The 13,243-nt window shown below is 59.3% G+C and carries 12 protein-coding genes; 5 read left to right on the top strand and 7 right to left on the bottom strand.

Translation table 11 applies throughout. The features are described 5' to 3' along the window. Nucleotides 1-35 precede the first annotated feature (35 nt). Nucleotides 36-1,061 carry an ABC transporter substrate-binding protein gene (locus tag ACQKP1_RS03840; protein WP_427274249.1) on the bottom strand — a complete coding sequence of 342 codons (1,026 nt, stop codon included), beginning with the start codon at nucleotides 1,059-1,061 and terminating at the stop codon, nucleotides 36-38. Here ACQKP1_RS03840 and ACQKP1_RS03835 point away from each other — a divergent pair. Continuing rightward, nucleotides 1,060-1,182: a hypothetical protein gene (locus tag ACQKP1_RS03835; RefSeq protein ID WP_281435248.1), complete on the top strand. Its 123-nt coding sequence runs from the start codon at nucleotides 1,060-1,062 to the stop codon at nucleotides 1,180-1,182. The two genes, ACQKP1_RS03840 and ACQKP1_RS03835, sit on opposite strands and share 2 nt — an antisense overlap. Here the strand turns inward: ACQKP1_RS03835 and ACQKP1_RS03830 are convergent. Beyond that, on the bottom strand, nucleotides 1,166-2,188 hold the full coding sequence (locus ACQKP1_RS03830; RefSeq protein WP_427274248.1) for an ABC transporter substrate-binding protein: 1,023 nt from the start codon (nucleotides 2,186-2,188) through the stop codon (nucleotides 1,166-1,168). The genes ACQKP1_RS03835 and ACQKP1_RS03830 overlap by 17 nt on opposite strands. Before the next feature lie 215 nt (nucleotides 2,189-2,403). On the opposite strand from ACQKP1_RS03830, the gene ACQKP1_RS03825 reads away from it, so the two are divergent. After that, the gene (locus ACQKP1_RS03825) at nucleotides 2,404-3,144 is read left to right on the top strand and encodes a response regulator transcription factor (RefSeq protein ID WP_427274247.1); all 741 of its coding nucleotides are present in this window, start codon (nucleotides 2,404-2,406) and stop codon (nucleotides 3,142-3,144) included. Then, the gene (locus tag ACQKP1_RS03820) at nucleotides 3,141-5,291 is read left to right on the top strand and encodes a sensor histidine kinase (protein ID WP_427274246.1); all 2,151 of its coding nucleotides are present in this window, start codon (nucleotides 3,141-3,143) and stop codon (nucleotides 5,289-5,291) included. The genes ACQKP1_RS03825 and ACQKP1_RS03820 overlap by 4 nt, the downstream gene beginning before the upstream one ends. A 342-nt stretch (nucleotides 5,292-5,633) precedes the next feature. On the opposite strand, the gene ACQKP1_RS03815 is transcribed toward ACQKP1_RS03820, so the two are convergent. Together ACQKP1_RS03815 and ACQKP1_RS03810 are read right to left on the bottom strand one after the other, a co-directional pair. After that, entirely contained in the window at nucleotides 5,634-6,719 is a 1,086-nt protein-coding gene (locus ACQKP1_RS03815; protein WP_427274245.1) for an AI-2E family transporter, read from the bottom strand. Nucleotides 6,720-7,077: 358 nt separating this feature from the next. Next, a complete protein-coding gene (locus ACQKP1_RS03810; protein ID WP_427274244.1) occupies nucleotides 7,078-7,311 on the bottom strand; it encodes a DUF6894 family protein in 234 nt (77 codons plus the stop codon). 233 nt (nucleotides 7,312-7,544) lie between these two features. On the opposite strand from ACQKP1_RS03810, the gene ACQKP1_RS03805 reads away from it, so the two are divergent. Next, entirely contained in the window at nucleotides 7,545-9,077 is a 1,533-nt protein-coding gene (locus ACQKP1_RS03805) for a sensor histidine kinase (protein ID WP_427274243.1), read from the top strand. Between the two features lie 46 nt (nucleotides 9,078-9,123). Here the strand turns inward: ACQKP1_RS03805 and ACQKP1_RS03800 are convergent, their stop codons facing one another. Beyond that, nucleotides 9,124-9,615, bottom strand: a complete 492-nt coding sequence (locus ACQKP1_RS03800; protein WP_427276393.1) for a hypothetical protein — start codon at nucleotides 9,613-9,615, stop codon at nucleotides 9,124-9,126. A gap of 472 nt (nucleotides 9,616-10,087) precedes the next feature. On the opposite strand from ACQKP1_RS03800, the gene ACQKP1_RS03795 reads away from it, so the two are divergent. Then, the gene (locus ACQKP1_RS03795; RefSeq protein WP_427274242.1) at nucleotides 10,088-10,258 is read left to right on the top strand and encodes a hypothetical protein; all 171 of its coding nucleotides are present in this window, start codon (nucleotides 10,088-10,090) and stop codon (nucleotides 10,256-10,258) included. A 44-nt stretch (nucleotides 10,259-10,302) separates the two neighbouring features. On the opposite strand, the gene catE is transcribed toward ACQKP1_RS03795, so the two are convergent. Together catE and ACQKP1_RS03785 are read right to left on the bottom strand one after the other, a co-directional pair. Next, nucleotides 10,303-12,447, bottom strand: coding sequence for a catalase C (gene catE / locus ACQKP1_RS03790; RefSeq protein ID WP_427274241.1), 2,145 nt, complete (start codon nucleotides 12,445-12,447; stop codon nucleotides 10,303-10,305). Between the two features lie 91 nt (nucleotides 12,448-12,538). Further along, nucleotides 12,539-13,042 (bottom strand): ferritin-like domain-containing protein, encoded by a 504-nt coding sequence (locus ACQKP1_RS03785; protein ID WP_427274240.1) that lies wholly within the window; start codon nucleotides 13,040-13,042, stop codon nucleotides 12,539-12,541. Nucleotides 13,043-13,243: the final 201 nt, after the last annotated feature.

The following is a 13,243-nucleotide window of genomic DNA, read 5'->3' as shown; positions in this document are numbered from 1 at the left end:
GCAGCCCGCTGACCGCCGGCCGGAAGGATCACGTATCAGTTGGCGACAGCGCCGACTTCACGATCCCAGCGCTCGAGCAGCGCCTTGCGCTTTTCCGGGTCGCCATAGGTCTTGAAATCGTAGTCGATCAGCTTGATGTCCTCGAACCGCGGCGCTTCCTTCGGAATCTCGGCGGTCTTGTTGGACGGGAGCTGGAAGGATTTGGCATCCTTCATCCGGGATTGGACCTCCGGCTTCAGCGACCAATCGTACCAGGTCTTGGCGTTTTCCATGTTGCGGGCGCCCTTGACGATCGACATGGAGCCGATCTCGTAGCCGGTGCCTTCGCAAGGAGCGATCGACTTGACGGGGAAGCCCTCAGCAGTCTGGGCCACCGCATCATGCATGAAGACGATGCCGAGGCCGGTTTCGCCACGGGCAGCAGCCTTGACCGGCGCAGAGCCGGACTTGGTGTATTGCGAGATATTGGCGTTGAGGGACTTCAGATATTCGAAGGCCTTGTCTTCGCCCATGATCTGTACGAGCGATGCGAGTGCGGTGTAGGCGGTACCCGACGAATTGGGGTTGGCGATCTGGATCTCACCTTTCAGTTCCGGCGCCAGAAGGTCGGCCCAGCACACCGGTTCCTTATAGCCCTTCTGCTTGAAGATCTCGGTGTTGTAACCCCAACCGAGCGCGCCGGCATAGACGCCGACGGTCTTGAAGCCAGAGCTCTCGGCCTGGCTCTTTGCCCAGTCCTGCAATTCGTCGAGCAGAGGCGACTTGTATTCTTCGGTCAGTCCTTCGGACGCCGCTTGAAGATGGGGGTCGCCGGTGCCGGCCCACCAGAGATCAGTCTTCGGGTTGCGCGCCTCGGCCCGGATCTTGGCATAGGCCTCGCCAGAGGACATGCGCACCATGTTGACCTTGATGTCATGGTCTTTCTCGAAGTCGCTCTTCATCTGCTCACAGATGACAACGTCTGCGGCGCAGATGACATTAAGGTCGCCAGCGGCGAGCGCTGCGCCCGCACTTAGGCTGGTCGTGGCGAGAAAAAGGGTGGAAAGCACTGTCAGTCGCATGGGTATCCTCCTGTTTTTGCGTCTGATGGAAGTCGAAGAAAGCGGACAAGCCTTCGGCGGCAGCGCCGCTGAGGCGCAGTGGCAGATGGTCCTGTCTGAAGAAATCAGTTCGTCGGGTTGATCTCGCTATCGAAGCGGCTCAAGAGCCGACTTCGCTGTTCGGGCGAGCCGAAGGTGGCAAAGTCATAATCCACCATCTTGATCATCGAGATATCGGGGGCGGCGGGCGGCAGCACGGCCCGGGCATTGGATGGCACCTGGTTCTGGCCCGCAGCGGCACCCGTCGCCTGACCTTCGGGGCTGAGCGCAAAGTCGACGAAGCGGCGTGCTTCTTCCAGATTGCGGCTGCCCTTGACGATGCTGACAGCACCGATTTCGTATCCGGTTCCCTCGCAGGGCGCGACGATGACGAGGGGAGCGCCCGCCTGCTTCTGGGTCACGGCGTCATGCATGAAGGAGATGCCGATGGTGATCTCTCCCCTGCCCGCAGCCTTGACCGGTTCGGCCCCGGCCTTGGTGTATTCCATGATGTTGCCGTCGAGTTCACGCATATAGGCGAAAGCCTCGTCCTCGCCGAGCAACTGCACGAGCGTCACAAGCGTTGTGAACGCGGTGCCTGACGAATGCGGGTTTCCTGACAGGATATGGCGGCGATAGACCGGCTTGGCGAGATCCCTCCAGCAGTTGGGTGCCGGCAACCCTGCTGAAGCGAGAAGATCTGTGTTGTAGGCAAAGCCGAGCGCACCGGCATAGAGGCCAACGGCCGTGCCGCCAGACAAAGAGAAAAAGTTTCGCGCCCAGGGCAGAAGGTCTGCTTCCTGTTGGGGCCGATGGGGCTCAAGGAGCCCTTCATAGGCGGCCTGAAGGTGCGTTACCCCAGTTCCGCCCCACCACACATCGACCGTCGGCGCATCCTTCTCAGCCCGAACGTAGTCGAGTATCTCCCCGGTGCTCATCCGCGGCATGTTAATCGCCAGGCCGGTCTTAGCCTCGTAGGTCTTCTCCATGACGGCGCACCAGACCTCGTCAACACCGCACAGAATGTTCAGAGTGTCGGCTGCCCGGGAACCCGGAGCCGCGGCGAGGGTCACAAGTACCCCGGCGCCGAAGGCGGTCAATAACTTCACGTCGTCCTCCCTTGGAACCTCCCCGTTCCAATGACTGAAGCATGTCCATATCGGTTCCGGCTGGCAACCCTGAGAATGGTTACCGATCTTTCAACACGGCCGCCTCCATGCGTTTCAGAGATTTCAAATATTACAATTGTGACGTCAGGCGATAACCAGCAAATCTTTGGCGTTTTCTCCCTGCCCGGTTATGATGCCCATGGGAGGACTGCAACGTGTTGAACCAGAAGGTGAAAATTCTGATCGTCGAGGACGATCCGGATATGGCGGAGCTCATCTGCGATCTGGTGGAGGCAGAAGGCTGGATACCAGTGACCGCCCCATCTGCCGAAGCTGCACAGGAACGGATGCAGCATGAGACCGTGCAACTGGTTCTGGTCGACCACAATCTGCCGGGCCTTTCGGGCCGAGCCTTCGCGCAGCGTCTGAGGGCGCAGACCGATGTCGGCATCGTCATGGTGACGGCAGCAGGAAGTGCGACGGATCGGGTGCTGGGGCTCGAAACTGCGGCGGATGACTACGTGGTCAAACCCTTCGAACCGAACGAACTCACAGCACGGATCAAGGCCGTGCTCCGTCGGACCCATCCGCAACTTCGCCACGACAGGGAGAGTGAACGCGAGCAGGCGCCAACGGCGCTCAGGCTCGGCGAATGGGCCGTCGATCTCAGTCAACGCCGCGCCGTCTGCCTCGTCGATCCGACAAAGACGCTGACGGCAGCCGAGTTTGCCCTGCTCGAGATCCTCGCCGAGACGCCGAACACCCCCGTGAGCCGCGCCCAGATTCTCGACCGTATGGGCGCTGACTCTGATCGTTTCGTTGATCGCAACGTCGATGTCCTGGTGCTACGTCTCAGGCGTAAGATCGAGCGCAACCCCGACCTGCCCCGCCATATCCAGACGCGACGCGGGAAGGGTTATGTGCTGCACACCGACGACGCCGGATTGGTGCCTTGATCAACCGCGCCTTCCTCTCCTCCATCGCCTTTCGATTGCCCTTCGCAATCGCCTTCATCTGCGTCTCCGTTCTCCTTCTGTCGACCGTCGCCATCTATGGTCTACAGAGGGCACGCAGTGAAATGTCAGCCTACAGCGTGCAGGCCTTTTCGAGCCTCGCCAAGGCATCGCTCGTCTCTAGGCAGGTCTCCGACCTCGTCTCAAGTGCGCCGTTTCTGATGAATGCCACGTCCCCCTATCGTGTTTCGAGCGAAAGCCGCGCCGTGGTCGCCCAGGTTGAGGCGCTCCTGACGACCATGTCGCCGGATGAGGACGGCACTGGATTGCAGGGCTTTGAAGCACGCCGGATCATCAAACTACTTGAAAGTATCGAAGGGCAAACACTCGCACTGGCTCAGAACGCTGATGCGGCGCAAGCACACAAGGCTGAAGCCGCTGTTGCACTGGGAGAGATCGCGACCGCACGGGCCATTCAGGATCAGGATCTGCGCCAGCGTCTGAATGGCATCGCACAATCCGCATCGACATCGGACAGCCTCTTCCAGCTCGGAGAACTTCAACGACGCTTCGTGGCAGAGACGACCGTCCGAATGCAGGTACCGGGACCTAACTTGAGGGTATCGCCTGAGCAGCTTGAGCCCTACCGCAGGATCTTCGAGGCACAGACGCGCTACCTCCTCGAAATGTTCACAATCCGCGCATCCGTCTCGCGCCTGCACACAGTCTCGCGTGATCTTTCGCAGGCGACGGAAACCCAGAGCGCGCTGGTGGCCAATGCGCTCAACCAAAACCTCGAATCCACATCCAGTGCCTTGCGGCAGTTGCTCGTGATGATCGTACTTGCATCCTTCGCAGTCGTCATCCTCGCTATCATCTCCATCCGCTCGGTCATGCGTGTTTCACACGGGATCGGAGATCTCTCGCGCGGCATGAACGCCCTTGCCCGCGGGGAGGGAAATGTCGGACCACCGCTCTATGCCGGGACGGAGACGGAACTGATCCGGTTGCTCGACGCGTTTCGCGCTTTCAAGGAGAGCGTCGATCGCGTGTCCCGTCTGAGACGCACGGCAGAAGCGGCTGCACGGACTATCCGATCGACATTCCGGTCGATGAATGAAGGGATCGCCCTCTTCGATCCGACAGGCCGACCGATCACCATGAACCGTCGTATCATCGAACTGATGCGGCAGACGGGCTCGTCGCGGAAGATGTCGCTGCGCCGGTTCGTTGGAACGGTCCCGGAGATCGATCCCCTTCTCATGCCAAACGAAAACGAGAGCGGCTCGCTCGTCGAGCGTCAGATGCTGCGGCACCGGTTCATCGACGACCAGGTGGTGGAGATTTCTGCATCAAGGCAACCTGATGGCGGCGTGGTCCTGCTCGCCCGCGATGTAACGGCCATGGATCGCCAGGAGATCGAGGCGGCCCGCGCCCAGCGCCTGGATGTGGTCATGCGCATGACGCATCAGGTGAGCCACGAGGTTGGCAACATGATCGGCATCATCACCGGAAGTCTTGGCCTACTCGAGCGCGAACCGGGGTTCACCGAACGGCAGAAGCGCCACCTCGGGCGCATACGCAAGGCCGCTGAACGAGGGCGCGCACTCGCCTCCAGCATGTTATCCGTCGGCAGTCAGCAGCAGATCCGTCCAGCCTCGATCGAGGTTGCCACGATCCTTCAAGGGATGGCTGATGTATTGGAAATGGCAATTGGCACCCGCAATCGTCTGGAGCTGGAGCTTGGAGCCAATCTACCAACCGTCAGCCTTGATCCTGCGCTGCTGGAGCAATCAATACTCAACCTTTGCCTCAACGCATCTGCAGCCATGCCAGATGGCGGAGTGGTCCGCGTGGAAGCGCGGGGGGAGGCAGACACCGTGACCATCGCGGTCATTGACCAGGGTGTGGGCATGTCTCCTGAAGTCCTCGACCAGGCGATGGAACCCTACTTTACCACACGATCGAAAACCGGAGGGTCCGGCCTCGGGCTCGCCATGGTCTATGGGTTCGTCCGACAGTCCGGCGGTGAAGTCAGGATTACCTCTCGCTTAGGGGAAGGCACACGCGTGGAGCTTTGTTTCCTTCCGTCGAAGTCGGATACGACGTCTTGGCAGGCGGAACACGAGGGGGTCTGCGCTACCCAATGAAGGCGTTTAGCCTTGACCATTCAATAGGGGCAAGCACAATAAACCCTTGAAAAATGAAAGAATCCACGCCCTGCAGGCGAGCCATTCCATGTCGGTTCATGCTGGAAATCAGCGACTGTTTCTCACACGAGAAAGCGACGCCTTCTCAAGAACTTGAGCAAGCCTGACAACTGATGTCTGGCCATCCTTCCTGCTCGAAACGGGTTCCGCAGAATTGGCTGGGGACCCGCAGGTAGCGTCCGTACTCGGGGAGTGAAGAATAAAGCGGTGGAGTTGCGCTTGGCAGCAGCTCAACCCATTGGGGCACGTGCATTTTTGCCATTACGACGTGTTTCGTGCGCTTCAACCGGCTCTCTTCTCGACGCTCGGGCCGACCGATGCCGATGACGGTTCCTGTTGTTGAAGCGTGAAGAGGGACCATGCGGAAATGAAAAGGGCTGCGATCAGGGGCCCGATGACAAAGCCGCTCAGGCCGAAGAGGGAAATTCCGCCGACGGTGGAGATTAGGACGACATAATCCGGCAGTCTGGTCGCCTGCCCCACCAGAGGAGGACGAAGGAGGTTGTCAATCAACCCTATGACGAGGGCGCCGATCACCACCATCACAATGCCCTTGATCCACGAGCCGATGAGGAAGAGCCAGATGGCGGCTGGCACCCAGACAATCGCCGCACCGATCGCAGGCAGCATAGACAGGATGGTCATGACGACGCCCCAGAGCAGTGCGGCCTCGATCCCGAGGGCCCAAAAGGTCAAGCCGCCGATCACGCCCTGAATGATCGCAATGATCACATTACCGCGAACCGTGGCGCGGACAACGGCGGCGAACTTGTCGACAAACTGGCGCGTATAGTCGTCACTGAGCGGAATGGAGTGGCGCAGGGTTCTTGCCAAGGATGCGCCATCCCGAAACAGGAAGAACAAGAGATAGAGCATCAGACCCATGCTGATGAAGAACTGCAGCGTGTTCTGTCCGAAGCTCAACACACCGCCGGCAATCGACTGGCCCGCCTCCATAAAACCAGATGACAACTTCGTCCATAACTCGGAAAAGCCTTCCAGCTTGAGCGAGGTCAGCCAGTTGTCGAGGAAGGCAGGAAGGATGGATTGAAGACGCAGCAGGTGGGCGTTCAGATCGATTTCATTGCTGCTGATGCGTTGGTAGAGGCTCGAACCCTCCTGGATCAGGGATGCCAAAATGGCGAGTGCCGGCAGGATGACGAGGCAGATACACAGAAGCAGTGTCAGCAGCGCCGCGATCGTGGAACGGCCTCCCACCCAGCCTTCGATCCACTTGTGGACGGGAAAGAACAGGATTGCCAGGATGACGGCCCAGAGAACCGCGGTGTAATACGGTATAAGCAGCCAGAGGAAGGCCACCGTCACGATGACCAGGAGCACATAAAAGCTTGCTCTTTGGATGGACATTCTCGCGTGTTCTTTCTGTTGCGGCTCGGGAGAGAGAGGTGGCTATCTTCGAGGTCAGCTGTCGCCAGCACGTGCCGCACGACTGCGGCTCGCCGATTGTTTCACTTTATCCGCCGGCGCCGAAAGATCCATTCTTGGCCATCTCCGGATCCCTACGTTGCCCGCGCTCGCCTCGATCGCCAGTATGACCGCAATGGACAGGTGCACACCATCACCGACCTCCTCTTGCGTCAAACCAGGCATGGCCCGTGCGGCTGTGAATTGTTGTCCCTACATCAGGTCTGCTCCTCCAGACTAGCCAAGCCAAAGCAGGAACCGGCCCTTGGTGATCACGAAGACAAAAAAGCAAACGCGGCCATCAAATTTTAATGACCGACTGCAACGACACCACAGCCACAAGATCTCCGCCGGCCGTCATGACCTCAAGCTGGCGGCCATCTATGATCGCCTCGCCGACGACAGCCTCGATAACCATTTCCTTCGCAGCCGATATGGCTCCACGTCGAGCCGCAGCGTCGTCCAAGAACTCGACACCTTCGACATCCAGCTCCAATTCGTTACGCTCGCGAATGTGAAAGAAATATCTTTGCATTCACGTCAACGGCATTCCCTTTGGAAGGTTCCGATCCGGTCGCCGGGCGGATTGATAGGAGATCTAGGATGTGCGCCCCAAGCCGACAACCAGCCGACAGAGCCGCCTATCGCTTGGACTACTTCGTCGTGTCGGGTTGATAGGATCTCCGGCATGCCCTATCCTTCTGCTAATACAATACAAATTAGCGGGCCGGCTCGAGTATGAGCCGCACCGCAGGGCCGGGACAATTCATGGAGCGTTACGCACCGGGCAAGGCCCAAAAGTTCGTCGTCATGGCGATCGTGGCGGCGTGGGTGGGCTTTATCGCCCTGGCGTCCTCCTGGGCATTTCAGTCCTACCAAGCGACAGTCAAGGCGGCAGAGGAGCGCGTTGCAACCTCCAGCCTTGTTGTCGCAACGCACGCGAAATGGATCTATGAGTTCGGCGGGCAAGCCACGCGGCGGCTTGCCGATCTCGTCGAATCTGGTCGGGCCCCGTTGCAGGTCAACACGGTACAGGACATCAAGGGCGCTCTGGAAGGACTGCCGGGAGCCGTCAAGGCCTATGTGGTCGCCGCTGATGGAAAAACCCTTTACTCGACTGACCCGGATCTGAAGCCAATCGACATCCGGGATCGCGAGTATTTTAGAGAGCTCGCAGCTGGCCGTGAGGACTACGTCTCCTCACTTCTGATCAGTCGACTCAGTGGCGAGCAGATCTTCGTATTCAGTCGCAGGTTCGAGCTAAACGGGGCTTTTGCAGGCGTCGTCACGGTGTCGCTCTCGACAGATTTGATGCAGCCGATCTGGGAGGCCGTCAATCTAGGGGGTAATTTCGCCGTCAGCTTTATCCGAGAGGACGGGCAACTGGTCGCGCGCTACCCCAAGCCGGAAGCCGGTCTCGATATGAGCGGCTATGTGCTTTTCACAGACTATCTAAAGCGCCAATCAAGCGGTACCTACACTGCTGCTGCATCACCGCTCGATGGTGTGCAACGGATCGTCGGATACAGAAAAGTTGAGGACACCCCCTTCGTCGCGGTCGCAGCCGCAGATCTGGGCGTACTCATGCGGCCCTTCTGGCACAACATCCAAGTTTTGTCGGTGGTCACCGCTCTCGCCTGCCTGGGTTCGGTCGCTGCAGGGTTTCGGATCAGAAGCCTGCTCCGCATCCAGGATGGCCAGGCAGCGGCGCTTCAAAACGCACTGGATAAAAATGAGCTTCTCCTGCGAGAGATCCATCATCGGGTGAAGAACAACCTTCAGTCCGTCATGTCGCTGATCCGCATCCATCTGAAGCCGGGAGAGCAGTCACAGGCCTTGAGTGACCGCATCAAAGCGATGGTCGCCGTGCACGAACTGATCTACCAGCACGATGCATTCGAAGCCCTTGACGCGGCCCAACTGGTCCGGCGGGTCACGGAGAACGTGATCTCTGCCTATGGTAGTGGGGTTGCCATCGACTTTGACCTTGCCCCGCTTTGCGTATCCAATGACCGAGCGACAGCACTTGCCCTGCTCGTCAACGAGGTCGTCAGCAACAGTCTCAAATACGCGTTCGGGGGTAAGGACAGCGGCAGAATCCAGGTCCGTCTCCACAAGGAAGAGACCGGCGATATGTCACTGCTCGAAGTGTCGGACAACGGGATAGGTTTCGACACGGCGGCAGCCGTCAGGGGCACCGGGACAAAGCTCATGGAAGGCTCCATCAGGCAACTTGACGGCAGCTACACCCTGGATGGCAGTGACGGCACCCATTTTTCCGCGCGAGTGAGGCTGATCTAGTCATTGCCTGCAATGACGATATTCGAGCGGGAGATACCTGACAGTATCAACCTCGACGCAGATCGATACGACTGGTGACGATCGACTGGCCGGTGGCGGGATCCGTATCGACAGTCATCAGACGCAGTCCGGAATCGCCGATCTTCTCGATCGTCATCTGCGCGCGACGGTCGCCATTGACCTCTTTCGCCCAGGTGATGCCAAGATTGATCTTGTCTCCGGCACGCTGTCCGCCCAGTCCTGCAGTTCCAGTGCCAGCCCCGACATAAGAGCCGGCGTATCGCGTTCCGCTGGCCTTGAGATCGGCGCTGATGGCACGCGAGAATATCGCAAGGCTCGTGCATCTTCCGTCAAGCGAGAGCGATTGGGGCGTCGTGGCCGACGTAAAGCTGCAGGTCACGTTTATCGGCGCGGAATTGGCCCGCACCTTGACTGTGCCCTTGCCGCTCCAGCTCCCGGCAGTGGACTTCAGAAAGACTGGGTCCTCGGCATGGGCGATGCTGTCCGAGGCCAAGACGATCACCGTAGCGGCAGCCATGGACCTGGCAGAAAAACTGATCATGGACTTATCCTTCAATAGCGGACCACTGGCACACTGGTAGCGGCTGATTTCGCAAGAGGTTATGGGGCAACCTCTGGGGAGGCAGGAAGTTCCGGAAATTAGTCATCTTCGGCATAAGCCTAGAAGCAGTGTTCAAGCCGCCTCTGATTCACAACGGGCACAGTGAGGCAGCCTCGGCGCAAAGCCCGATGTGTATGATAGGCTTCACTTCATCAGTCCTGCCGCCCGCAATGCGTCCTCGATGACCTCCTGAATCCCCTGAGGCGTCTGTGGTTGACCAGGCTGTGACGGAGCGCCCGGCGCCTCTGACGCTGCAGGCGCTTCTCTCCGCTCAAAGACGGGGGTCAGGCCCCAAGGCTCGCGCGATATGCACGGTCGAGGAAATCCCGGCATCGAGCATATGGGCGGTAGGCCGGCCGTATCCGGAGGCTGCATCGACGGGTGTTCCGTGACCCATTCCGACGATGCGGTAGTGCTCGATGGCATCGCGGCCGGATGCGTCTTTCCAGGTTTCCAGCGCGTAGCCGCCATCTGCTCCAAGCCCTATGATTACCTCACCATCACCGAAGCAATGGCGCGCCTGCTTGCGAGCGACGACCCGAAGGCCCGGTCGTTCTGAAGCAGAGACAATGGCTGGCCCCCATCAACTGGGGGCCGAACCGCTTACTTCGGTACGGAAGCCTTGCCCAGCTTCACGGACGGCTCTCGTCCCCAGACCCTGAGCTTGCCAAGGGACGATACGAACCCATCCAGCCCCTCCTCACCCGGCAATTCGATCACGCCTTCATCGAGGGCCTCCGCAATGCCGGCCTTTTCGAGAAGCGGCATGGCTGATGGGTCGAAGCCGATGAACTTGCAATGCTGGAAGGCATCGGCGACGAAATCCCGTGCGGTTGCCTCCTTGACGAGGTCATCCATTGCCTCTGCCGATGTCAGCAGGGCGACGGCATCGAAGAGGACCGATGGCCCGCCATCGATCATGTGGTGGACCTCGATCCAGGTCCCATCCGACGCCTTGACCCCGCCGACCTTCGGCGCAATCAACTCGAAGATGCCTTTTTCCTTGGTGATCGCCGCTGTCAGACCTTTGAGCAGCTTTGCATCGACGCCATCGGTGATCAGGATGCCGAGCTTGCGGCCTTCGAAACGTTTCGGCCCGCGTTCCACGATGCTGAGCGATGGCGCCGGCTCCAGATCCTGGCGCGTGGGCATCGCTGCATCCGCCGCTTTCGGCATCGACTTGACCCCGAGCTTCTGGGCCACCGTGTTTGCCAGCGTCTCATCGATGTTGAGAAGATGGGAGACCATGCGCTCACGGATTGCGGCGGTTTCCACCTTGCTCAGTTCGAAGGTCAGGGCCGTAGCGATATGGCGCTGCTCCGGGGGCGTCTGGCTGATGTAGAACTGCCGCGCCTGGCTATAGTGGTCGGCAAAGCTTTCGGGGCGCAGACGTGCCTTGGTGCCCTGCTCTTCAGCCGGGAAATGGCGATAGCCTCGCGTCGGCGATTCCCGCGGCCCTTCGCCAAAGGAGTTGGGCTGGTAGTTCGCCCGCCCAACCGGATTGCGCATCGCCATGTGGCCATCCTGCTGGAAGGTCGCAAAGGGACATTTGGGCGCATTGATCGGCAGATGGGTAAAGTTTGGCCCACCCAGACGCTTCAGCTGCGTATCGAGATAGGAGAAATTGCGGCCCTGCAGCAGCGGATCATTGCTGAAATCGATGCCCGGCGGCACGTTCTGGGTCATGAAGGCAACCTGTTCGGTCTCCGCAAAGAAGTTGTCGGGCATGCGATCGAGCACCAGCCGGCCGATGGCGACAGGCGGGAGGATTTCTTCGGGAATGATCTTGGTCGGGTCGAGGACGTCGAAGTCGAAGCTGTCGGCAAACTCCTGATCGAACAGCTGAACGTGCAGCTCCCATTCCGGGAAATTGCCGGACTGGATGGATTGCCAGAGATCGCGGCGATGGAAATCCGGATCGGCGCCGTTGATCTTGACGGCCTCGTTCCAGGCCACTGACTGGAGACCCAGCTTCGGCTTCCAGTGGAATTTGACGAAGGTGGATTCGTCCTTTGCGTTGACAAAGCGGAACGTGTGAACGCCGAAACCTTCCATGAAGCGGAAGGAGCGCGGGATTGTCCGGTCCGACATGATCCACATGACCATGTTCATGCTCTCAGGCGTAAGGCTGATGAAATCCCAGAAGGTGTCATGGGCCGTCTGCGCCTGCGGGAAAGCCCGGTCCGGCTCCTGCTTGGCGGCATGGATTAGATCCGGGAACTTGATGGCATCCTGGATGAAGAAGATCGGGATGTTATTGCCGACGAGATCCCAGTTGCCCTCCTGGGTATAGAGCTTGACGGCAAAGCCGCGGACATCGCGGGCAAGGTCGGCGGAGCCCTTGTTGCCGGCAACGGTCGAGAAACGAACGAAGGCTTCCGTTCTCTCTCCTGGACGCTGGAAGAGATCGGCCTTGGTGTAGTCGGCAAGGGACTCGTAGGTTTCGAAATAGCCGTGCGCGCCATAACCGCGGGCATGCACCACCCGCTCCGGAATGCGCTCATGGTCGAAGTGGAACATCTTCTCGCGGAAATGGAAATCATCCATCACCAGCGGACCACGTGGCCCAACGCGCAGCGAATTCTGGTCATCGGAAACCGGGCCGCCCTGAGCTGTCGTCAGCAGGGGCGCATCACCTTCGGCGATCTGATGCAACTCGCCGCCTTCGCCGCGCTGCATGGTCTGGTCGTGGATCTTGACCGTTGAAGTTTTGGGCCCCGCGGACCCACGGGTAGATGTCTTGGCCATAGAGAACTCCTGAAATCCCTGCTTGGATTGGGGATGGCTTGAAAAACAAAAGACCGCCTCAAAGGGCGGTCTTTCAGTCACTGAAGGCGGCTTAGCTGGCCTTCTTCATGCTCTTGACGTTCGCGGAGGCTTCGCCGAGAGCCGTCAGTTTCTCGTCGGTTGCAATCTCTTCCTGGAGATTGGCATCCAGCAACGGGATCGCATCCTTCAGACCGAGTTGCTTCGCCCAGGACTTGAGCGTGCCGTAGCGAGCGATTTCATAATGCTCGACAGCCTGTGCCGATGAGATGAGACCCGCATCAAGGGCAGCCGTGCCCTTGTAGTCTTCCATGATCTCTTCGCCTTCGGCGATGATGCCCTGGATGGCTTCGCAGGTCTTGCCGCGCGGCGACTTGCCGAGCAGTTCGAACACCTGTTCCAGACGTTCGATCTGGCCCTGGGTTTCCTCGCGGTGCTGCAGGAAGCCAGCCTTGCCCTCTTCCGACTGCGCTGCACGCGCCATTTTCGGAAGAGCTTTCAGGATCTGCTTCTCGGCGAAATAGATGTCCTTGAGTGTATCAAGGAATAGGTCGGACAAAGTCTTTTCGGTAGCCATTGGGATTTCCATTCAAATGTTGTGAAGTATCGAGTGCCCAACCTTTCACTGTCTCAATGGTTCCCGCGCTGCGGGTCGGTCCATCCTCCTGGCGCCAACATTGAGCGCGACCTCTCACTTTACGGAAATTGAAATTCCGACATGTGGAGTCCGAAGGCTGGGATCAGAATGACACGAGGGCTCCATACCCGGCTCAAGCCC

It is taken from the genome of Allorhizobium sp. NPDC080224, from assembly GCF_050281005.1.
Taxonomy (GTDB): Bacteria; Pseudomonadota; Alphaproteobacteria; order Rhizobiales; family Rhizobiaceae; genus Allorhizobium.
Note: the sequence above shows the minus strand (reverse complement) of the source record. Positions and strands in the feature narration are given on the sequence as shown.

Coding starts and splice junctions, on each gene's coding strand:
- ACQKP1_RS03800 (WP_427276393.1), bottom strand. CDS start 9,615: ATGGCTGCCGCTACGGTGATCGTCTTGGCCTCGGACAGCATCGCCCAT.
- ACQKP1_RS03815 (WP_427274245.1), bottom strand. CDS start 6,719: ATGTCCATCCAAAGAGCAAGCTTTTATGTGCTCCTGGTCATCGTGACG.
- ACQKP1_RS03810 (WP_427274244.1), bottom strand. CDS start 7,311: ATGCAAAGATATTTCTTTCACATTCGCGAGCGTAACGAATTGGAGCTG.
- catE (WP_427274241.1), bottom strand. CDS start 12,447: ATGGCCAAGACATCTACCCGTGGGTCCGCGGGGCCCAAAACTTCAACG.
- ACQKP1_RS03840 (WP_427274249.1), bottom strand. CDS start 1,061: ATGCGACTGACAGTGCTTTCCACCCTTTTTCTCGCCACGACCAGCCTA.
- ACQKP1_RS03835 (WP_281435248.1), top strand. CDS start 1,060: ATGGGTATCCTCCTGTTTTTGCGTCTGATGGAAGTCGAAGAAAGCGGA.
- ACQKP1_RS03785 (WP_427274240.1), bottom strand. CDS start 13,042: ATGGCTACCGAAAAGACTTTGTCCGACCTATTCCTTGATACACTCAAG.
- ACQKP1_RS03805 (WP_427274243.1), top strand. CDS start 7,545: ATGGAGCGTTACGCACCGGGCAAGGCCCAAAAGTTCGTCGTCATGGCG.